15 protein-coding genes are annotated in these 20,594 nt (G+C 35.0%); 10 read left to right on the forward strand and 5 right to left on the reverse strand.

The annotated features are described in order from the left end of the window. The first annotated feature begins 281 nt into the window (after nucleotides 1–281). Complete coding sequence (gene mprF / locus H280_RS0105720; RefSeq protein ID WP_020060161.1) at nucleotides 282–2,855, forward strand: bifunctional lysylphosphatidylglycerol flippase/synthetase MprF; 2,574 nt, start codon at nucleotides 282–284, stop codon at nucleotides 2,853–2,855. Between the two features lie 3 nt (nucleotides 2,856–2,858). Here the strand turns inward: mprF and H280_RS0105725 are convergent, their stop codons facing one another. Beyond that, nucleotides 2,859–3,632: a hypothetical protein gene (locus tag H280_RS0105725; protein ID WP_020060162.1), complete on the reverse strand. Its 774-nt coding sequence runs from the start codon at nucleotides 3,630–3,632 to the stop codon at nucleotides 2,859–2,861. 388 nt (nucleotides 3,633–4,020) lie between these two features. Between H280_RS0105725 and deoD the strand changes: the two genes are divergently transcribed. The 4 genes from deoD (at nucleotide 4,021) to H280_RS0105750 (ending at nucleotide 8,084) form a co-directional block, all read left to right on the forward strand. Continuing rightward, the gene (deoD, locus tag H280_RS0105735; RefSeq protein WP_020060164.1) at nucleotides 4,021–4,728 is read left to right on the forward strand and encodes a purine-nucleoside phosphorylase; all 708 of its coding nucleotides are present in this window, start codon (nucleotides 4,021–4,023) and stop codon (nucleotides 4,726–4,728) included. Between the two features lie 358 nt (nucleotides 4,729–5,086). Further along, nucleotides 5,087–6,904: a sensor histidine kinase gene (locus H280_RS0105740; protein ID WP_020060165.1), complete on the forward strand. Its 1,818-nt coding sequence runs from the start codon at nucleotides 5,087–5,089 to the stop codon at nucleotides 6,902–6,904. Between the two features lie 105 nt (nucleotides 6,905–7,009). After that, nucleotides 7,010–7,540: a tyrosine-type recombinase/integrase gene (locus tag H280_RS0105745; protein WP_020060166.1), complete on the forward strand. Its 531-nt coding sequence runs from the start codon at nucleotides 7,010–7,012 to the stop codon at nucleotides 7,538–7,540. Nucleotides 7,541–7,889: 349 nt separating this feature from the next. Further along, the gene (locus tag H280_RS0105750; RefSeq protein ID WP_020060167.1) at nucleotides 7,890–8,084 is read left to right on the forward strand and encodes a DUF3924 family protein; all 195 of its coding nucleotides are present in this window, start codon (nucleotides 7,890–7,892) and stop codon (nucleotides 8,082–8,084) included. A gap of 125 nt (nucleotides 8,085–8,209) precedes the next feature. Here H280_RS0105750 and H280_RS0105755 read toward each other — a convergent pair whose 3' ends face one another. From H280_RS0105755 to H280_RS0105765, 3 genes are all read right to left on the reverse strand, one after another. Then, complete coding sequence (locus H280_RS0105755; RefSeq protein ID WP_020060168.1) at nucleotides 8,210–10,168, reverse strand: beta-propeller fold lactonase family protein; 1,959 nt, start codon at nucleotides 10,166–10,168, stop codon at nucleotides 8,210–8,212. Between the two features lie 141 nt (nucleotides 10,169–10,309). Then, on the reverse strand, nucleotides 10,310–12,370 hold the full coding sequence (locus H280_RS0105760) for a hypothetical protein (RefSeq protein ID WP_020060169.1): 2,061 nt from the start codon (nucleotides 12,368–12,370) through the stop codon (nucleotides 10,310–10,312). A 290-nt stretch (nucleotides 12,371–12,660) separates the two neighbouring features. Then, a complete protein-coding gene (locus H280_RS0105765; RefSeq protein WP_020060170.1) occupies nucleotides 12,661–13,506 on the reverse strand; it encodes a DUF72 domain-containing protein in 846 nt (281 codons plus the stop codon). Between the two features lie 524 nt (nucleotides 13,507–14,030). Between H280_RS0105765 and H280_RS0105770 the strand changes: the two genes are divergently transcribed. Beyond that, complete coding sequence (locus H280_RS0105770) at nucleotides 14,031–14,483, forward strand: hypothetical protein (RefSeq protein WP_020060171.1); 453 nt, start codon at nucleotides 14,031–14,033, stop codon at nucleotides 14,481–14,483. A gap of 142 nt (nucleotides 14,484–14,625) precedes the next feature. Continuing rightward, nucleotides 14,626–15,255, forward strand: coding sequence for a hypothetical protein (locus tag H280_RS0105775; protein WP_020060172.1), 630 nt, complete (start codon nucleotides 14,626–14,628; stop codon nucleotides 15,253–15,255). A 67-nt stretch (nucleotides 15,256–15,322) separates the two neighbouring features. Here the strand turns inward: H280_RS0105775 and H280_RS0105780 are convergent, their stop codons facing one another. Next, complete coding sequence (locus H280_RS0105780; RefSeq protein ID WP_020060173.1) at nucleotides 15,323–17,356, reverse strand: transglycosylase domain-containing protein; 2,034 nt, start codon at nucleotides 17,354–17,356, stop codon at nucleotides 15,323–15,325. Nucleotides 17,357–17,660: 304 nt separating this feature from the next. Here H280_RS0105780 and H280_RS0105785 point away from each other — a divergent pair, with 304 nt between their 5' ends. From H280_RS0105785 to H280_RS0105795, 3 genes are all read left to right on the forward strand, one after another. Continuing rightward, complete coding sequence (locus H280_RS0105785) at nucleotides 17,661–18,281, forward strand: DUF47 domain-containing protein (protein WP_020060174.1); 621 nt, start codon at nucleotides 17,661–17,663, stop codon at nucleotides 18,279–18,281. 11 nt (nucleotides 18,282–18,292) lie between these two features. Continuing rightward, nucleotides 18,293–19,291: an inorganic phosphate transporter gene (locus H280_RS0105790; RefSeq protein WP_020060175.1), complete on the forward strand. Its 999-nt coding sequence runs from the start codon at nucleotides 18,293–18,295 to the stop codon at nucleotides 19,289–19,291. A gap of 111 nt (nucleotides 19,292–19,402) precedes the next feature. Further along, nucleotides 19,403–20,203: a sulfite exporter TauE/SafE family protein gene (locus tag H280_RS0105795; RefSeq protein ID WP_020060176.1), complete on the forward strand. Its 801-nt coding sequence runs from the start codon at nucleotides 19,403–19,405 to the stop codon at nucleotides 20,201–20,203. The last annotated feature ends 391 nt before the right edge of the window (nucleotides 20,204–20,594 follow it).

Below are 20,594 nucleotides of genomic sequence, written 5' to 3' on the forward strand. Positions count from 1 at the left end.
AGAAGTTAGGTGGGAGATAAACTGCCCGTAAAAGCCCGATTGGTGAGAGCTGATAATCAGTGGGGGATGAAGAAAACCCCCACTGATTAAAGTTTCACTTTATAGCTACTGTAACCCACAGCTCTTATCTGTTCTCCATTGTATTCAATTTATCAATAGAAAATATTTATAAATATAGAGATTACAACTAAAATTTCAATGAATTTTTCTTTTTATTTTTATTGAAGTTTGTCATAATAAAACTATTGCCTCAGTTTTCTTATACAAGGAGAGTTGTCTTTATGTCGTTTTCATGGAAACGTATATTACAAATTGGAAAATTTATCTTTCCCTTTGTAGTACTAACAATTGTGTTTTTTCAAGCACGAAAAGAACTATCTGGTATTTCATTTCGAGAAGCAGTTGAAACGATTAAGCATATTCCACCTGGTGGGTTTTTCTTAGCTGTTACGCTCGGTGCATTAGCTGTTGCTACAATGTTTTTTTATGATTTTGTTATGTTGCGGCATTTACAAGCTGATATCCCAGTTAAAAAGATTTTCCGTATTTCTTGGACCGCTAATACATTCAATGGATTTATAGGATTTGGTGGTCTTGTTGGGGCAGGTATACGGACTATGTTATATCGCCCTTATGTAGAGGGAAATGGTAAACTCATTCGAAGTATCGCCTGGATGACAACGGCCTTTATTAACGGACTAGCATTATTATCTTTTCTCGGTCTGATTGGGGTATTAGATACAAGATTTATTTTACATGAAAAACCTTGGCTATGGCCTGTTTTCATCTTTTTCGCTCTTTTTGTTCCATTATACATAGGTATTTCCAAAATAAAAAATCGCAAACAAAAAAAAGAAGAACAACAAGTAGAAAAAAATCCAACCGTCCTCTATTCATTAGTTTCATTAGTAGAGTGGATATCAGCAGGAATAGTAATGTATGTCATCTTACTTCTATTCGGAATTGAAATAGAGTTCCATAAATTTCTTGGGGTATATGTCATTGCAGCTCTCGCTGGCGTTGTGAGTCTTGTACCAGGGGGGCTTGGTTCCTTTGATCTTGTTTTCTTAACAGGGATTGGACAATTCGGCGTAGATACAGGTGTATTACTCCCTGCTATGTTACTATACCGCCTTGTATATTATATTTTACCTTTTGGTCTCGGTTTGATTTTTGCAGCATTTGAAATGACAGGAGCTGCTTTAAAGAAATTTGAAGATAAACCGTTCATTGCACCTGCCCTCGAAACAACTGGAGTCATTTGGTCGCTGCAACGTGATTTTCTAGGAAAACTAGGTTCTTGGGCATCTGCAGCATTAACAATTTTCGCGGGACTTATGGTGATTTTTTCCACAATTTTTCCAACAAGTATTGAACGGGCTCATGCACTTCATATTTTAGTTCCTAAACACCTTATACAAATTTCCTTTAGTTTATCACTAACATTTGGTATCTTACTCGTTATTTTATCACGCGGTATTTATCACGGAACAAAACGTTCCTATTATATGACGATGATATCTCTAATTGGTGCCGCGATTTTCAATACACTAAAAGGAATTGACCTAGAAGAAACCTTCATCTTACTCATCGTACTCACTGTACTATATATGATTCGCAAACGGTTTGTTCGGGAAAAAATGACGGTTTCATTCTCAGATGTAATAAAAGTTTGTCTCTTTATACTTATTATATTATATCTTTACAAAAATCTTGGGGTACAATTTGCACAAGCCAAAGAAGTATTTAAACCTGATTTTGTTGTTCGGAATATTAAACAAGTACAACGCAGTGCCATTGCAGCAGCCTTTTTTGTACCAAGTTTTCTGCTAATTGGTTCTTTGATTGCCAATCGTTTCAAAAATAAATTTCCCGGGCAACCAGCCAATATGGCACGACTACAGCACTTTTTAGATGAACACGGTGGAAACGTGCTAAGTCACCTTGGTTTTTTAGGAGATAAACAATTCTTTTTCAGCAGCGACGGAAAAGCAATGATTCAGTTTTCCCCTGCAGGTAAACGTCTTATTGTACTCGGTGATCCAATTGGACATTCCTCTTCTTTTCGTAAAGTTTTAGAAGAATTTCTAACAGATGCGGATCGTTTCGGATATATTTGTGTATTTTATCAAATTGAAAGTAAATGGATGAGTTTATATCATGATTTTGGTTATAACTTCTTCAAGCTTGGTGAAGAAGCAGTTGTCAATTTGAATGATTTCACAATTACAGGAAAAAAACGAGCTGGATTGCGGGCAACTTTCAATCGTTTCGAACGAGAAGGTTATACTTTTGCAATTCATGAACCGCCATTTTCAGATGAATTGTTTGATGATCTAAAAATCGTATCAGATGCATGGCTTGGGGGAAAAAAAGAAAAAAGCTTCTCTCTTGGCTATTTTGATCGTGATTATATAAACCGTGCGCCCATCGCAACTCTCTCTGATACTGATGGGAAAATTATTGCCTTTACAACATTTATGCCTGTATACCAAGATGGTGAATTATCTGTTGATTTAATGCGTTATTACCCTGACGCACCAGGTGGAATTATGGATGCCATGTTCATTCATTTATTCCAATGGGCAAAAGAACATAACTATCACTTCTTTAATATCGGAATGGCTCCGCTATCTAATGTCGGATTATCAGCGCAATCATTTTGGTCTGAGCGCGTCGCAGCAGCTATTTTTAATAACGTTCGTTATACATATAGCTTTAGCGGCCTGCGACATTTCAAAGAAAAATATAAACCAACATGGAGCGGGAAGTATTTAGCCTTTCGGAAAAATCATTCCTTACCTATTACGATGCTCGCTGTAACAAAATTAATCGGGAAACGAAAAGACAGCTAAGTTTTAGCTGTCTTTTCGTTTCTGAACTTGTAATGTAAACTGTTCTTCATATTTCTTTCCGTCTATATAAAAAGTACCCCATATTTTATAAATCCCTTCACTCGGAAACGTAACGCGAAATTGTAATTGTTCCGCATCATTATTAGAAACAACATATAGAAAATGTTGTCGCCCTCCATCCACTATACGTAATTCAGCACGTTCTCCTGTATTTGAGCGAAACTTTATCTTTTGCCCTTTTCCTATTTGAAATTGAAACGTTAATGTTTCTTCTTCATTCGGATGTAGCGTACGAAATAATAACGATGTTTTGTAAGGACCAATATTTTTTGTTAATACCGTATCCACAGCAATTGGATTTTGCTTCTTTTCTACCACTTTATTTCCTACCACTATATTTTTTTCAGCAAACTGTTTTGCTGTATCTCCTGTTTCTTCATATAGAAAAATTGTATATTCTCCTTCTTTTTTAAACTGATAGGGAGCTTTGTAAGAACCATCCCCAACAAAAGTTGGTCTTACTTGATACGATTGTTTTAACTGCTTGTCCACAATAAACATACGAATGTGGTCGTTTACACCACGAATTTCAGCTCCTTTTTTATTTTGCAATTGAAATATAATATTCGCGATTTCATTTACATCCATATCATGCAGTTGCCACTTCACTTGCTGTATCTGTCCTGTTGTTTCTTCACTGCTTTTATATTTTTTCATATAAAATCCCCCAAGAACAATAAGAAGCAAAGCGATAACTCCAATAGTAACATTTTTCATGAAATCACCCATTTATTTTTTAATAAATTGTAACACAATTCAGATTATTACATAAACAAAAACATCTATTAATGCACAATTAATTTATTCTGTCTGAAGTATGTAATAATTACGCTCTGCGAATAGAAGGTATCAGCGCTTTTCCTGTCGCGTGCAATGGTAAAACCGATGTAAGAAAGCGTGTACAATGAATTCTAAAATGAAATTTCCATCAGAAGAGTTTTCTTCCCCCATTTCCTTTGCTTCTCCCTAAATTTTGAGGTGTGATCTTATTCTCCTGAGTAACTAAATAGATAGAAATACACTATTGTAAACGCTCTACTTCGTGTATACTACAAGATGAAGTAATATTAAGTAATACCGATTTACATAACAAGGAGGATTTTATATGAGCATACACATTGGAGCAAAAGAAGGCGAAATTGCAGAATCAATTTTATTACCCGGAGATCCTTTACGTGCAAAGTATATTGCAGAAAATTTTTTAGAAGATGTAACATGCTACAACAATGTGCGTGGTATGCTAGGATTTACAGGAACATATAAAGGAAAGCGTGTCTCTGTTCAAGGTACAGGTATGGGAGTTCCTTCTATTTCTATTTACGTAAACGAGCTAATTCAAAGCTATGGGGTAAAGAATTTAATTCGTGTTGGAACGTGCGGTGCAATTCAAAAAGACGTAAAAGTACGTGATGTTATTATTGCAATGACTGCTTGTACAGACTCAAATATAAATCGCTTAACATTCCCTGGATTTGATTTTGCACCTTGTGCAAACTTTGATCTATTGAAGAAAGCATACGATGCTGGTATCGAAAAAGGGTTACACATTCGCGTTGGTAACGTCCTAACAGCCGATGTATTTTACCGCGAAAGCATGGATATGGTTAAAAAGCTTGGCGACTACGGTGTACTAGCAGTTGAAATGGAAACAACTGCACTATATACAATAGCTGCAAAATACGGTGTAAATGCATTATCTGTCTTAACAGTGAGTGACCATATCTTTACTGGTGAAGAAACAACTGCCGAAGAACGCCAAACAACATTTAACGAAATGATTGAAATTGCGTTAGATGCAGCGATTCAATCATAAATCCGATAAGAACTTGTCATACGTCTGGCAAGTTCTTTTTTATCCCTCTACTAATATCCCATTTTATCCTGCTATTCGTGGACAGTAATACTCTCACCTCAAAATTCAGCGAAAGCATTGTCCAGTTCCACTTTTCTTAAGAAGTTAGGTGGGAGATAAACTGTCCGTAAAAGCCCGATTGGTGAGGGCTAATAATCAGTGGGGGATGAAGAAAACCCCCACTGATTAAAAGTTTCACTTTATATGACTTTTTAAAATAAACTCTCTCAACATGCGACAGATTTTCTCTCCTACTGTGTTTATTCGTTTGTTATAATAAAGTGACGATTATGGAATTTACAACTTATGAGGTGAAAAAGTGAAAAAAAGAAGTATTGTGTTTAAGCTTTTCTTATTAACATCAGCGTTATTTACTGCTACATTTTTACTCTTTTTCCTTGGACAATCACTATTTTTAGAGAAATTTTACATTAATAAAAAAGTTCATACGGTCCAGACTAATTTCGAGAAATTTGTAAACAAATATGAAAAAAGCAACGGATCCTTCGAAGAGCTCTCAAAGTTAAAACAAGAATTTTTTGAAAAAACAAGCGCTGAACTCGTGCTATTAGACCGCAATGGCATTATTAAAGATGATAAAAATTATCATATTGAAATTGTAGATAAATCCAATAAAACATTTTTCATTCCATTGAATAATACATTCACAATTTCCGAATATTCTTCGTTTATCAACTTAGGATTAAAAATTTCTGACCCAATCCGTATACAAGGAATCTTAAAAAACGATATGATTATTCCGGTTGCGATTACTACTGCTGATAATAGAACATGGCAAAATGATAATATCATTTCAGATTTAAAGCTATTTGGCATCCAACTTACAGATGTCAAAAGAAACTTGTATACTAAAGATTTTAGTAATAATGTAAACACATTTGATGGCACCATATCAAAATTACACACTCCTTCCACTAACGATATTCGCCTTGCAAATAAGGATACATTAATGCAAGGCATTCAACATTGGGAGGTTTCGGTCGCATTAGGGAAAACAAATACGAGTGAAATGACAACATATACACTAGGCGGAGAAAACGAAATTAAAAGTCAGATTTTTGTTAAACCTGTTATCACAAATGGGGAAATAAAAGAATTTGCATTTGCAATGACATCATTGCAGCCTGTTAATGAGGCTATGCTTGTTTTGAAAGATTATTATGTCTATGCGTTAATTATCGTCTTTATTGTCATTATTTTATTATCGTTCTATTACTCAAAAATCATTGCAAATCCGCTTATCAAAATGAATCGTGTTACAAAAAAAATGGCTAACTTTGATTTTTCTGAAAAACTCCCTATATCAACAGAGGATGAAATAGGAAGTCTATCAAGCAGCATTAATTCTCTTTCTGTAAATTTAAAAGACCGAATCGATAAATTACATGTAGCAAATACAAAACTACAGCTAGATATTGAAAAAGAGCGGCAATTAGAAAAAACACGAAGAGAATTCATCTCTGGTGTATCACATGAATTAAAAACACCATTAAGCGTAATCCGAAGTTTCGCTGAAGGTATTAAAGATGGCGTAAGTAAAGACACTTCGTATTATACTGATGTTATTTTAGAAGAAACTGATAACATGAACCGCCTTATTGTTGAAATGCTAGAACTCGCAAAACTTGAATCTGGCACATATAAATTAGAATTAGAACCATTTTCGATAGGAGAATTGATTCAACAAGTATATACAAAGCTATTATTTAGCATCGAAGAAAAGAATTTACAAGTAGAGCTTGCATTTGATTCCACTATTTACGTACAAGCAAACCGAAATCGTATTGAACAAGTCGTCGTCAATTTATTAAGCAATGCAATTCGCTATACACCAGCTGGAGAACAAGTCAAAGTAACTGTCAGTGAGTATGAAGAAACAATACAAGTTGAAATTGAAAATAACGGTGCGCCGATTCCCGAAGAAAGTTTAGATAAAATATGGGATCGCTTCTATCGAATAGATGCATCACGTAGCCGTCATACGGGCGGAACTGGTCTTGGACTATCCATTGTAAAAAATATCTTAGAATTGCATCATGCTAATTACGGCGTTTATAATAAAGAAAACGGTGTTGTCTTTTACTTTCATTTGCCAAAAGTGAAAGTAATCAAATAATTTGTCCTAATTTCACGAAAAGTTCACATGAAATTCACACACTTCCTTTACAGTAATAACTAGTTAATCCTTTCCTTAACACATATAAAGAGGAGAGTGCGTGAAATGAAACAAGTTGGACAACCAATTCAAAACGAAAAACAATTAGAAAAAATCAAAGATATACTAATACTATCATCAAAACGTGATGCTTTATTATTCGTATTAGCTGTAAATTCCGGATTAAAAGTAAGTGAAATATTGCAGTTAAAAGTTGGCGATGTTATCGATGAAAATGAGCATGTTCGTCATTCTATCTTGTTCTATAATGACAAAATGAAAAAGCATAAATGGTTCGCTGTAAATGAAGAATTGCAACATACAATTGAACAATATATGAAAGAACGAAAAGTATGGAAGCGCAATGAACCATTATTAAAATCACAAAAAGGAACAAAATCTATCACAAGACAACATGCTTGGTACATTTTAAACAAAGCGGCAAAAGAAGTTGGTTTAGAAGGGATTAGCTCGCATACACTTCGTAAAACATGGGGATATTGTGCTTATAAATCTGGCGTAGATATTGCTTTTTTACAACACTTTTTTGATCATAGTACTCCATCCAAAACTTTAAAATACATCGGTATTGCTTAACAATACTTACTGTAGAAATTATAAAAAGAAGATAACTATTTCGAAAATAGTTATCTTCTTTTTATATACCTTCTGTAACACCCTATATATAAATACAAATTGAAAAACTAACATAAAAACCACTTTTTTTAGGGAAGGAGACCAGAGCATCTGGCCATGCATAGAAGCGGTCCGGGCCTTTTCCTGCCACGTGCCAAGTTTTAAACAAAGGTAGAAAGCAAGTGTAGATTATGTTGTATTTTTCATAGCAGGGATTTGTATGTTAGTAAATCAAAATGAATGTATATATCTTCCTCTTTTCTTGTTTCTCTCCTCTTCTAGTGATACTCTAATAGTAGGGGGGAGAAATATGAACACATTAACAATTGAATTACCGAAAGAAACATTAGAAAAGCTAAGTTTATTGCAGCAAGCTTACAAAAAGAAAACCGGTACTGTCGTTACTGAAAGTACCCTTATTCAATCTCTTATTTCCAGAGAATTTATTCAAGAAGTTACACCATTTGATTTACAAGAATACGTACAACAAAAAGAACAGCGCTAACATTTAACTTTTGTTGGTAAGCGCTTTCTAAATTGATTATTAACTTGCCATTATAGGCAATAAGACTCCCTCTTCTTGTGGGAGTCTTATTATTCGCAAATAGCAGGACAAACACTGCTATTTTTCTATTGAATTGATTTTACATATTCCGCAATTGCATGTACTTCCTGCTTTGATAGCTGTGGCTTTTCTTCATATTGATGTTTGTCTACTGCCTCTTCAACGGTTTTCGCACTACCATCATGTAAATACGGTGCTGTCGCCCACACACCACGAAGTGTCGGGGGATCAAAGTACCCTTTTTGCCTTTTATTTTGGAAAGCACCACGTGCATCCCCATCATAACCTGTATCCGTTTCATTGGCCGTTCCGATGTTATAAAGAAAGTTTGTATTGTTCGTCGTTAATTTACTATTTTCATCAACAGCTTTTGTGCTATTTGTGAAATTATCACCGCCATGACACGTTAAACAATTTGCCTTTCCTTTAAATAATTGCTCTCCGTCTTTCGCAGTAGATGTTAATTCTCCATTTCCATGACGATACGGACTTTCTGGAACAGGGAACGAATTCGGATTATCTAAAAAAGCTTGCAAAGCATCATACATATGTTGCACGTCTTTTGGAAGTTCTTTCCCAGGATCTAGTTCCATCATACCGCCCATTTCACCTTGTACGGTATGGATATAGTCTGTAAAATCATCTCGTGATCCATCCCACATAAACAAACCAGTTTTTGTCGTTAAGACGTTACTTGGTACATTTCGTTTCCCTTTCGGTGTCAATAGTGATAAACCATTTATTTCTCCATCACTATGACATGTCGCACAGCTCATCCAGTTGTTTCCTGTAATTGTTGTTGCATATTTGTCGCTATTTGCACTGTAGAAAATTTCTTTTCCTTCACGTACAAGTTTTGATAAGGAATCTTTTTCAATTAATTTAACTGTCTTCTTATCAGCTTTCACTTTTGCATATGAATCATCTCCCCCTGTTTCTAGGAAAGCAAGATCATGACTCATCGCATTATGAACTACTAATGTGTTTTCTTTTGGAAGCAACGTAATACCGCGTGGATTACTTCCTGGAATGCGCCTTACAATTTGTGTTGCATTTCCTCCACGTGTTAAATCAAAAATCATAAGATCTTCACTACCAGACATAACTACAAATGCCTTCGTTCCTTTTTCATTAAAAACTACGTCATATGGATTTGATACAATCATCGTTTCATTTTTTGTATCTTTCACATTCATCGCTTCGAATAATTGTTTCCGTTGCTTTATAATTTCCTCATCTTTTTCTAAATCAATAATCGACACAGTTGGGAAAACTGTTTCTTCAAACTGAATGGGTGTATCTACATTTGTAAGCATATGTGGAACCCAAGCTGTTTTTCCATCTGGTGCAATAACAAATTGCTCTAATGTATTTGGAATTCCTTGACTCTTTTTACGGTCTTCTTTGTCCGGTGAAGATGCAAGTGTAATCACTTTCTTCACTTTATTACTCTCTGTATCTACAACACTAATTTTCCCCTCTAAATAGTGCGGTACATACAATTTCTTTCCGTCTTTTGTCATCGCAAGCGTACGTGGGCGATCACCAATTTTGATCTTTTGCACTGTTTTCTGCTTCTCAAGATCAATAACTGATACGTTACTGGAGCGAAAATTCGATACATATAACTTCGTTCCGTCTAGATTTGTAACGACACCAAATGGTTCAATTTCAGTTGGAATTCGTTCAATCACTTTCTTCTTATCAAGTGAAACAACATCAACTTTATTATCGTACATACAAGAAACATATAATTTCGTTCCATCTGGACTGATTGTTAATTGTCTCGGTTCTTTTCCAACTGGAATCTCTGACACTACTTTTCTACTTTTTGTATCCATAACTGTTACTGTATTAATATCAATATTTGCTGTATAAATCCATTTTCCATCAGCACTCGTTACAATGTTATTACTATGAACAGCAGTGCTTCGCTTTTCTTCTTTTCCTGATGTTTTCATCCCACAACTTGCAAAAATCGCTATACATAGGAGTAATACAACCGCCATAAACAATCGCTTCATTATCTAACCCTTCTTTCTCACTCTACCGAGCATTCCCTATTATCTATATCTCCTACCGATGGAAAGTTCACCTTGTTACATCCTTTTTTCATAAAAACCGAACAAGTTTATCAACTTGTTCGGTTTAGTAATATCATAAACTTATTTTGCTTTCTTCACTTCAACATTAACGAGAACTGGGGCAATACCATACTTACCGTGCCCTGATTGAATTTGCGGTACATTGTCCTTATCAGCATTCCCAAGCTTCCCTTTTATATAAACATCGCCTGTATCCCAGAACTCACTTGTTTGCATTCCTTCTTTTAATGAAGGTCCATTGATTACTTGTTCATAAAAATCAACATAACGAGAAGTAATCGTTTTTTGTTCTAATGAATCATATTTCGTTTTATCCGTATCTGTATTACTTAAATTTTGCAATGCAACACGCAGCATTGCTGATACACTTCCAGCTGTATAAGGCGTATATTTCATTTCGCCTTTTTTCGTTTCATATGTATGTGCTTCTTTATTCCACATTTTACGATCTACTAAATCATATAGTTTACGCGCTTCTTCGCGATACGTTTCATCTTTGATCGCTAAAAAGGCCGCTGTTAATCCTCGGATTGCTCCAAGCTGCGCTTCTAATGTAACAGGTTCACTATCTTGTCCTTTTCCAATCGTATAACTATTTGCCATAAAACCATCTTTTGTTTTCATATTCTTTAATAGAAAATCTGCTTGCGTCTTAATCATATTAAGGGCACTTTTTCCTTCTTCTGTTTGTAAGCCTTGTGCCTCTGCCCCGCTTGCATATCCAACTGGCATACCATCAATGGCACGCTGGAATATACGAAGTGCTTCTACCATATAACCTACGTCAAACGTATCAATACGTTTTCCTTGTTCTGTTCCGCTATGTTCTGTAACAAACGCACCTGTTTCCTTATTATAGTGCATTGCTTCAATATTTTTAAAGACTTGTAACATGACATCACGATTCAATGAATAAGGATCATCTGCTTTCACATCATTCGCTACATCAAGATCTGTATTTTCTGTTGCCGCTTTGGCAAAAGGCGTACCATCAAATGCTGCTTGGAACGCTCGGTTTACATTTTTATTGTCCGGACGCTGATCTGCCATTCCGAAAAATTCGGCAGTTGGCCATAACATCATCCATTGATCGCGAAGCATACTACGTGCGTCTTTCACTTCTAATTGACCAGCTTTCGCAATGCCATTCTTTTCATCTTCATTTACTTTAATCTCATGAGGTAAGTAAACAAAGCCACTCTCAGGGCTATATTTACTTCCTGCTCCGTTTGTTAATTGCTTTGCATTCGCATCATAGAATAGACCATCGCGAATATATGCAAGTTTATTCCAAATTTCTTCTGTCAAAATAACACCTTGCATACCATCAGCACTACTTTTTCCAAGGCGAATATTTGGATCTTGATCTTGCGTATTTGATGTAGCATCTAATTCTTCGTCCTTATCTACCGTATGAAAACCACCTAAAAAATCCCCTGCCCATAATGCTTGCTTTAAAAATGTTGAACCGTACGCTGCTGGTGTTAACGTTTTATTCATTTTCGAACGGTCCCAGCGCAATGTTTTAAAATCCATTTGGAAAGCTGGTACATATGTATTATCATCATTTTCTGCATATACGGACGTATTTACTTTTTGCATATAATGAGGGTCACCACCAGCATATTCCATAAATGTCGGATACATATTTGCAAAAATTTCTTTACGTGGATATCCTACACTATCTGCTAGTGTATAAAAACGCTCTTCTAGCCAAGACGGAGCTTCTTTATTTGTTTCTTTTGTCATCTTCTGTACAATTGGTGCATTAAGTAAATGGAAGCCAAGTCCTGATTTTTCTACTACCTCATACATCCCTTCTTCTGAGTATTCATAAGACTCAATGCCAGCTATATAATCAAATTTCGTTGGTTTATTTCGTTTTTTCGCATCTAAAATATCTAAATCCAGCCCTAAACCTTCTGCTAACGGTTCACCAGCTAATTCGAATTCTGCATATGCAAACATATTTGCTGCCGTATCAAATGTATAATCCGTTACTGGTACACTATATGTACTTTTTCCTTTTGCCGTTTCTTCTTTCTTACCTGCACACCCTACCGAAAGTAACAGTGAGGAAACAACAGCAACTGTTGTCATCACTTTCCATGGATTTTTCATCTATTCCCGCCCCTTTGAATGATACTGATAATTATTATCACATAAACGTTGTTATTATATTATTAAATCAGTTTTTTGTAAACTTTAAATTTTTTAAGAAAAAGATACAAAAAGCATTGACAATGATAATGATAACCATTATCATTTATTATGAAGCCAACAATTGTTAAATCAACCAAACGCTCAGTAACATTGTTACCCCTCTTTTTTCATAAAGAAAAACACTGTACATTCCCCCTGTTTGTACAGTGTTTTTCTTTTTTTTGACTAGTAATGAATGATATTTCACTTCACTCAAATAAATTTAGTTGTTCGGGCTTAGGTTCTCCGTACGTCATACCTAGCATATCCATGAGTTGTTTCGCGTTATCTGCTGCATCTCCGCCAGAATTATTATTAAATAGAAGATAAACTTCTTTTGTTTTTGTTTTCAATTCTTCTATCCGTTCTATCCATTCTTTTAATTCTTGTTTATTATAGCGATATAAGCAGCGAACAGCCCGCCAGTTCTCTCCCTTATCGAGCCACCCGTGTACATTGCGTCCGTGAAACCGAACTAAGGTCATTTGTTCATGCGTTGCTTCTAATACAATTGGAATAGAGCCTATTCCCGCTTGTGGCTCATCACAAATTGTATGAATCCAACCTTCTTGTTTCATAAATTCCAACGTTCGATTACGAAATTGTGGATAAAACCAAGTCTGATTCCGAAACTCTAATGAACATGGGATATCTTTCATTTTCTCTTTTGTATAACGTAATAAATCTACATTTTTCTTTTGACAATCAAACCAAGGTGGATACTGGAATAATACCATTTTCAGCTTATTGGCTTTTTGAAGAGGAGCAATTGACTCTTTAAATGCGTGAAACATATCATCAATATTTGCAAACGGAATTTCTCCGCGCATATGGCCTGTCATTCCTTGATAAGCCTTTACAATAAATGCAAAGTTTGACGGTGTTTCTATAGCCCATTTCTCATAATTTCTCACAGGCTGCATAGCATAAAAAGAACTATCTATTTCCACAATGGGAAAATTCTCACAGTATGTTTGCAGTTTATGCTTTGTTTCATATGCATCTTTATATAAAGAATCGTGGTCCCCCCAGCCCGTTAACCCAATAGAAATCATTTGAATACCACCTCCAATCTCCAATCCATTTTAATTTTTCAACATATAGATTGCGGCTATGCAGAAGAGTCTGCACTTGCTTTCTCCCTTTGTTTTAAATCTAGCACGTGGCAGAAAAAAGCCCGGACCGCTTCTATGTATAGCCAGGTGCACTCGCCCACCGATAACGAATGCTTTTATGCCGGGTTTTCTATTTGGATTTATATACATCTAAAAACATCTTATACTATATAAATAACATATAGATTGCGTCTATGCCTAACAAAACATGACCTACTCTCGCTTTCTCCCTTTATTTTAAATCTAGCACGTGGCAAGAAAAAGTCTGGACCGCTTCTATGCATGGCCAGGTGCACTCGCCCACCGAAAAAGAAAAAGGTTTTAATGTCATTTTTTCGATTTGTATTTACACATACACAAAAAAGTCCATCTTTACTTTTCTTTACCTCAGCTTAACGTTAATTTAATGCTCATTTTGTATAATTCATAATGAAAGAACTTATACGAAACGAGAGTGAATATGGATGAAAGTATTATCATCTATCCGCTTTTGGATTCTTCTCATGTCATGTATAACATTATGTTTTACACTCTTTTTAATTGGAGAATACAATAAACCAAAAGCTGAATTAAATGACGATACCATTCCTTATCACATCCTATATATAAAAGAAAACCACATACCACTAACGCAAACTAGACAAAAAGAAAAAATTGTTCTAAAGGGAATGGTGATTACTGATGCCACTTCCTATAAGCAACTAGAAACAATTGCAAAACAAATCAAAGAAAAGTATGCACATGCAAACCTTGATTCTATCGAACTAACTGTCCATAACAAAAGTACTGGCCAATACGATGATCTTGCTTATGAACCAATTGCAAAAGGAAATATTATCATCTCTTATACAACGTTAGCTAACACCGACCGCAATATGCATACAAATATAAATATTCAACTCAACAAGCACTCTTAATCTAGCAGAGTGCTTGTTTTTTTATGCATACGCCCATTTTTTATAAATTAGTCAAGTATCCTAGGTCTTGTCCTGTAAAGATGAATATCATATAACGACAAATGATTTAAATAGAAAAAACCCCATTAAGGAGGAACTATGTATGATGTATCCATACAATAATTCGTTTTATTCTCAAAATTCGATGAGAAATTTTAAAAATTTAATTGGCACAAACGTAAGTGTTAATTTAGGAGGTCCAGAAAAAGGAGAGGGCACATTATTAAAAATTCAAAATGATTTTTGTGTAGTACAAACTGACGATGGTGTTGTTTACTACCCATCACATCATATTAATGGCTTTGCTGAGCAATATGAAGATGAATCTGAAGAATCAGATGATAATGAACAAAATAACAACCAAAATAACCAAAATGAAGACCCTATCATTGTAAGCGGAACCCGTTTTGGAAGTGTTATTAACCGTCTAAAAGGGGAAACAATTCAATTGAATCAAGGTCCGAAAAAAATAGAAGGGATTGTTGTCGGCCGTACTAGAGATCATATCCTTCTAGAAGTTGATGGTCAAATTACGTATGTACCAACGTTCCATGTTCAAAGCATGCGTTGGAACTATAATAATAATAATAATGATGATAACAATAATGATAACAATAACGAAAATAATAACGATGCTAATAACAACGATGATAATGAAACACGTAACCAAGATTGTGCGAGAGAGAAGTGCAAAAGAAAGAAATGTAAACGACGCGAAAGACGTTGTGACTAAAGTAATATCGCTCCCAGTGCTAACTATATATAGATCCCAGATTATTTAATAATCTGGGATCTACTTCTTAAAAAGATGAAAACCATTCCTTTATTTTATCCATCAAGCTCCCTTTTTGTTCGTTTCCTTGTTTTTTTTCCTGTTTTTTTTTTTCTTCTTTTCGCTTCATTTCTTTTTCAATTGTTTGTAACTGTTTTGTATACTCTGCTTCTGATATAAGAGACAAATCAAAGTTTTTTTGAATTGGCTTTCCAATTGCTTTATTCATAATATCGCGAAACATTGTTGTCGTTATTGGACTACCAGCTGGCACAAAATGTTCATTATCTGTTTTATCGTAACCAACCCAAATGGATGCAAGCAATTCTGGTGTATAGCCAACAAACCATGAATCTTTTGAGCCTTTCTTTGATTCATCTGCTAATTGTGTTGTGCCTGTTTTTCCAGCAGTCTCTACGTTTTTAAGTTTCGCTTTTTTCCCGGTTCCTTTCTCTACAACCCCTTTTAATAAGTATGTCATCTTTTGTGCTGTTTTTTCATCTGTAACATGAACTTCTTTTTTTAACCATCTTCCTACTGTATTCCCTTCACCATCTTGAATTTCCTGAATTGCATGTGCTTCCATTTGTACACCATCATTTGCAAATGTCGCATACGCTTGCGCCATAACAAGAGGAGAGGTGCCTTCACTCATCCCTCCTAGCGCTAACGCATACGATCGGTCTTTTTCTTGCAGTGGAATACCAAAACGTTCTAAAGACTTCAAACCTTTTTCTAAACCAATTTGTTCTAATAGCCAAACAGCAGGTACATTATATGAATTAGCCATTGCCTCATACATCGTCACATTACCATGATATACATTCCCGCTATTTTTTGGTTTATATTCATTAATTTCAAGCGGTTTATCTTTTAAGACATCGTATACCTCATATCCTTGCTCTAATGCTGGTGTATATACTGCTAGGGGTTTTAATGTGGAACCTGGCTGACGTTTAAGTTGGACCGCATGATTAAACTGTAAAAATTGATATGTCCCTCTCCCACCTACAAGGGCTGGAATACCGCCCGTTTTGGGATTCATAAGCACAACACCTGTTTGCATAATCTGATCAGAAGTAGTTTTTGGAAAATAATTATCATTATTTACAACCTCTTCTGCAGCTTCTTGCATTTTTGGATTCAATTCTGTGTAAATATGATAACCGCCTGATAAAATTTCATTTTGTGTCAATTTATATTTATTCATTGCCTCTCGAACAATGTAATCAACATATTGAGAGTACTTTCCTTTATATTTATCTTCGACACCGCGATGAAGTGAAAGTCCTTCATCCTGTGCTATTTGAAATTGTTTCTCTGTAATATACCCTTGTTCCTTCATTAACGAGAGAACAACATTTCTTCTTGTAATCGACTTATTAAAGTCTTTAAAAGGTGAGTACATAGAAGGTGCTTTAATTAATCCAGCTAAAGTAGCAGCTTCTGGAATCGTCAATTCCTTTACTTCTTTGTCAAAATACGTTTTTGCCGCCTTTTTAATCCCCCAAGCTCCTTCACCAAAATAAATTTGATTCAAGTACATCTCTACGATTTCATCTTTTGTATATGTGCGTTCAATTTTCTTTGCAATAAAATATTCTTTAAATTTTCGTGAAAACGTTCGATCTTGTGTTAAAAATACGTTTTTAGCCAGCTGTTGTGTAATTGTACTTCCTCCAGCAACAACTTCTCCTGCTGTTATATTTTTAACAATCGCATGAAAAATTCCGCTATAATAAACACCGCGATGCTCATAAAATTTTTTATCTTCTACTGCGACAACCGCTTCCACCATAACATCTGGAATGTCTTTTCGCTTAATTCCATCCGTTTTTGAAGAGGATAACGTTGCCGCTACTTCCTTATTTGCATCATAAATAACTGTTGGCTGAGGTACTGCTTGTTTTAATGCCGAAATATCTTGGATTGTAATCATTATATTCACAAAGATAAACAAGGATAAGAAAACAAAACCTATTGTTAACAATGCGATTCGCAACCTTTTTCTTTTTTTGAACCACTCCCGTATCTTTTGTAAACAAGTGCTGCTGAACTTCATTCATTCACTTCCTCTATCTTACTTTCAAATGTATATATGTACGTTATACCTTTACAAATTTTCCATGATACCACTATAATTCGTCAAGTGTAAGCTCTCTTTACTAGTCATACTTTTTATAAGAAAAGGACATTCTATAGACGAGTACATTAATATTTTTTTATTAATATTGCTAATTTTTCAATATGTCTAATGTTAAGTTTTTGTAAACTTTTCGATAAAATGTTTTAAAAAACGACAGCTTTTTGATAGAATGAACTAGCCAATATGCTTTACATAACTATTTTTTGGTGGGGGTAACAATATGGTTTTCAAATCGAAAAAAGATAAATTTTCAGAAATGTTAACGAATATTTCCGAAAATTTAAAAGAAGGCGCGCAATTTTTTATGGAGTACAAAATTAAAAACGCAAGTGATTTAAAAGAGTTCTCCATGCGCATGAAAGAATATGAGTCAAAAGGCGACTCATATATTCACGAAATCATTATGGAATTAAACAAAGCGTTTATTACTCCAATTGAACGTGAAGACATCTTGCAACTTGCAATGAGTATGGATGATGTATTGGACGGATTAGATCATAGTGCTGGTCTATTTGAGATGTACTCTATTACAGAAGCTGACGAGTACATGATTAAATTCGTTGATGCAATTAATCAATGTGCGATTGAAATTGCTTCTTCTATTGAATTGATGTCAAATAAAAAACTGCTCGATATTCGTACAAATGCAATCAAAATTAAAGATTACGAATCCAAATGTGATGATATTCGTAGACATGCGATTAAACATTTGTTCTCTCGTGAAAAGGATCCAATTAAGATTATTCAATACAAAGAAATTTACGAAGAACTAGAAGAAGTTGCTGATAGCTGTCAAAGCGTAGCAAATGTTTTAGAAACAATTATTATGAAGAACGCATAAGGAGTTTGATCATGGATACACTCTTGATTTTAACCGTTTTAGTTGTCATTTGTGCTTTAGCTTTCGACTTTATTAACGGATTCCATGATACAGCAAATGCAATCGCAACAGCTGTTTCAACAAAGGCTTTAAAGCCACGACAAGCCATTCTTATGGCATCTATTATGAACTTTTTAGGCGCAATGACATTTACGGGTGTAGCAAAGACGATTACAAAGGATATTGTTGATCCATTTACATTACCAAATGGTAGCCTTGTTATTTTAGCAGCGCTTCTTGCTGCCATCGCATGGAACTTAATTACTTGGTACTATGGAATTCCAAGTAGTTCATCTCATGCAATTATCGGTGCTATTGCTGGGGCAGCTATCGCTGCCGCTGGTGTACATTCATTAAACTATAAAGGTTTCATTAAAATTATTGAAGCTTTAGTTACTTCACCAATTATTGCTTTCGTCATTGGTTACATCGTGTATAGCATTTTTAAAGTTTTCTTTAAAAACTTTAACCTGACGAAAACGAATAAAAATTTCCGTATATTCCAGGTGTTCACAGCCGCAATGCAAGCTTACACACATGGCACAAACGATGCTCAAAAAGCGATGGGTATTATTACAATGGCACTTATTGCAAATAATTATCACACTTCAACAGATATCCCTTTTTGGGTCCAACTCGCGTGTGCGACTGCAATGGGTCTTGGTACTTCTATTGGAGGATGGAAAATTATTAAAACTGTCGGTGGACAAATTATGAAAATCCGCCCTGTAAATGGTGTAGCTGCTGATTTATCATCATCACTTGTTATTTTCGGCGCAACTTTCATTCATTTACCAGTAAGTACAACACACGTTATTTCATCTTCTATTTTAGGTGTTGGTGCTTCACATCGCGTAAAGGGTGTAAAATGGGGAACAGCAAAACGCATGTTAATTACATGGGTTATCACACTTCCTATTTCAGCTTCATTGGCTGCTTTATGCTATTACGTATTAAATCTTATTTTCTAAAAAAAGTCGTCTTCTACATACGAAGACGACTTTTTTGTAAACAAACATCATTCTCATTCAAAACATTGTATAATGAATGATGTATTTGCTATAAAAGAGGAGATGTTACAGTTGGAATATATTATGCTACTACTTGTTGGATTATTAGCAGGTACGATTGGAAGTCTAGTTGGCCTTGGTGGTGGAATTATTATCGTTCCTTTACTGATTGGCTTACATAGCATTTCCCCGCAATTAGCCGTTGGTACTTCAATTATTACTGTCGTATTTACAGGTTTGGCTTCTACCCTTACTTATATGAAGCATAAACGAATAGATTACAAAAGTGGTCTTATTTTATTTATCGGGAGTGGCCCTGGAGGAATCATCGGATCATGGGCAAATAAATTTTTAAATCAAGAATCTTTTTCTTTATATTTTGGTGTCTTTCTTATTCTCGTATCGATTTTACTAATGCTACGAGATAAACTGAAACCCATCTCCCTTTCAAACAGTTCTACTATTAAACGTTCCTTTACAACTTCAGAAGGAGAAACCATCACCTATCAGTTTCCGCCTTTTCTTGCTATCATTATTTCATTTGGTATAGGTTTTATTTCTGGGTTATTCGGGATTGGCGGAGGTGCCTTATTAGTTCCAGCAATGATGCTTCTTTTTGCTTTTCCGGCACAAATCGCCGTTGCTACATCCATGTTTATTGTTCTTTTATCTTCAATTGTAAATTCAGCAACTCACATTTACCTCGGTAATGTTAGCTGGCTCTATGCTCTTTTTTTAATCCCCGGGGCATGGATTGGCGGAAAATTAGGAGCCTATATTAATACAAAATTAAGTGGTAATGCCATTATCAATTTATTACGTATCACCTTAATTATTCTCGGCACACGCCTCATTATTAGTTCTATTTTATAACGCATTCTTTTTTAGAATGCGTTTCTTTATATACATGTATAAAAAAACACTCCTAAAATAATACATAATACTGAGCAGACACATAATAAAATAAAGTTAGAAACATGTAAATTTCCCAAAACAATCACTCCTATGTTTATTGCATCTTTTTTCTTGATCCCGCTCTAACGTACTATATAAATACAAGTTGACCTTTTAACATCTAAGCCGCTGCTATGCAAAACACGGCCGCTACTTGCTGTCTATCTTTGTTTTAAACTTTGCACGTGGCAGGAAAAGGAACTGACCGCCTCTATGAACTGCTAGTTGCTCTGGTCTCCTCCCCTAAAAAATTGGTTTTTATGTCATTTTTTCAATTTGTATTCATATATAAGACTCCTACGGAAATGGG

Origin of the sequence: Bacillus sp. 123MFChir2 (assembly GCF_000383235.1) — a bacterium.
Classification (GTDB): Bacteria; Bacillota; Bacilli; order Bacillales; family Bacillaceae_G; genus Bacillus_A.

Coding starts and splice junctions, on each gene's coding strand:
- mprF (WP_020060161.1), top strand. CDS start 282: ATGTCGTTTTCATGGAAACGTATATTACAAATTGGAAAATTTATCTTT.
- H280_RS0105725 (WP_020060162.1), bottom strand. CDS start 3,632: ATGAAAAATGTTACTATTGGAGTTATCGCTTTGCTTCTTATTGTTCTT.
- deoD (WP_020060164.1), top strand. CDS start 4,021: ATGAGCATACACATTGGAGCAAAAGAAGGCGAAATTGCAGAATCAATT.
- H280_RS0105745 (WP_020060166.1), top strand. CDS start 7,010: ATGAAACAAGTTGGACAACCAATTCAAAACGAAAAACAATTAGAAAAA.
- H280_RS0105750 (WP_020060167.1), top strand. CDS start 7,890: ATGAACACATTAACAATTGAATTACCGAAAGAAACATTAGAAAAGCTA.
- H280_RS0105755 (WP_020060168.1), bottom strand. CDS start 10,168: ATGAAGCGATTGTTTATGGCGGTTGTATTACTCCTATGTATAGCGATT.
- H280_RS0105760 (WP_020060169.1), bottom strand. CDS start 12,370: ATGAAAAATCCATGGAAAGTGATGACAACAGTTGCTGTTGTTTCCTCA.
- H280_RS0105765 (WP_020060170.1), bottom strand. CDS start 13,506: ATGATTTCTATTGGGTTAACGGGCTGGGGGGACCACGATTCTTTATAT.
- H280_RS0105770 (WP_020060171.1), top strand. CDS start 14,031: ATGAAAGTATTATCATCTATCCGCTTTTGGATTCTTCTCATGTCATGT.
- H280_RS0105775 (WP_020060172.1), top strand. CDS start 14,626: ATGATGTATCCATACAATAATTCGTTTTATTCTCAAAATTCGATGAGA.
- H280_RS0105780 (WP_020060173.1), bottom strand. CDS start 17,356: ATGAAGTTCAGCAGCACTTGTTTACAAAAGATACGGGAGTGGTTCAAA.
- H280_RS0105785 (WP_020060174.1), top strand. CDS start 17,661: ATGGTTTTCAAATCGAAAAAAGATAAATTTTCAGAAATGTTAACGAAT.
- H280_RS0105790 (WP_020060175.1), top strand. CDS start 18,293: ATGGATACACTCTTGATTTTAACCGTTTTAGTTGTCATTTGTGCTTTA.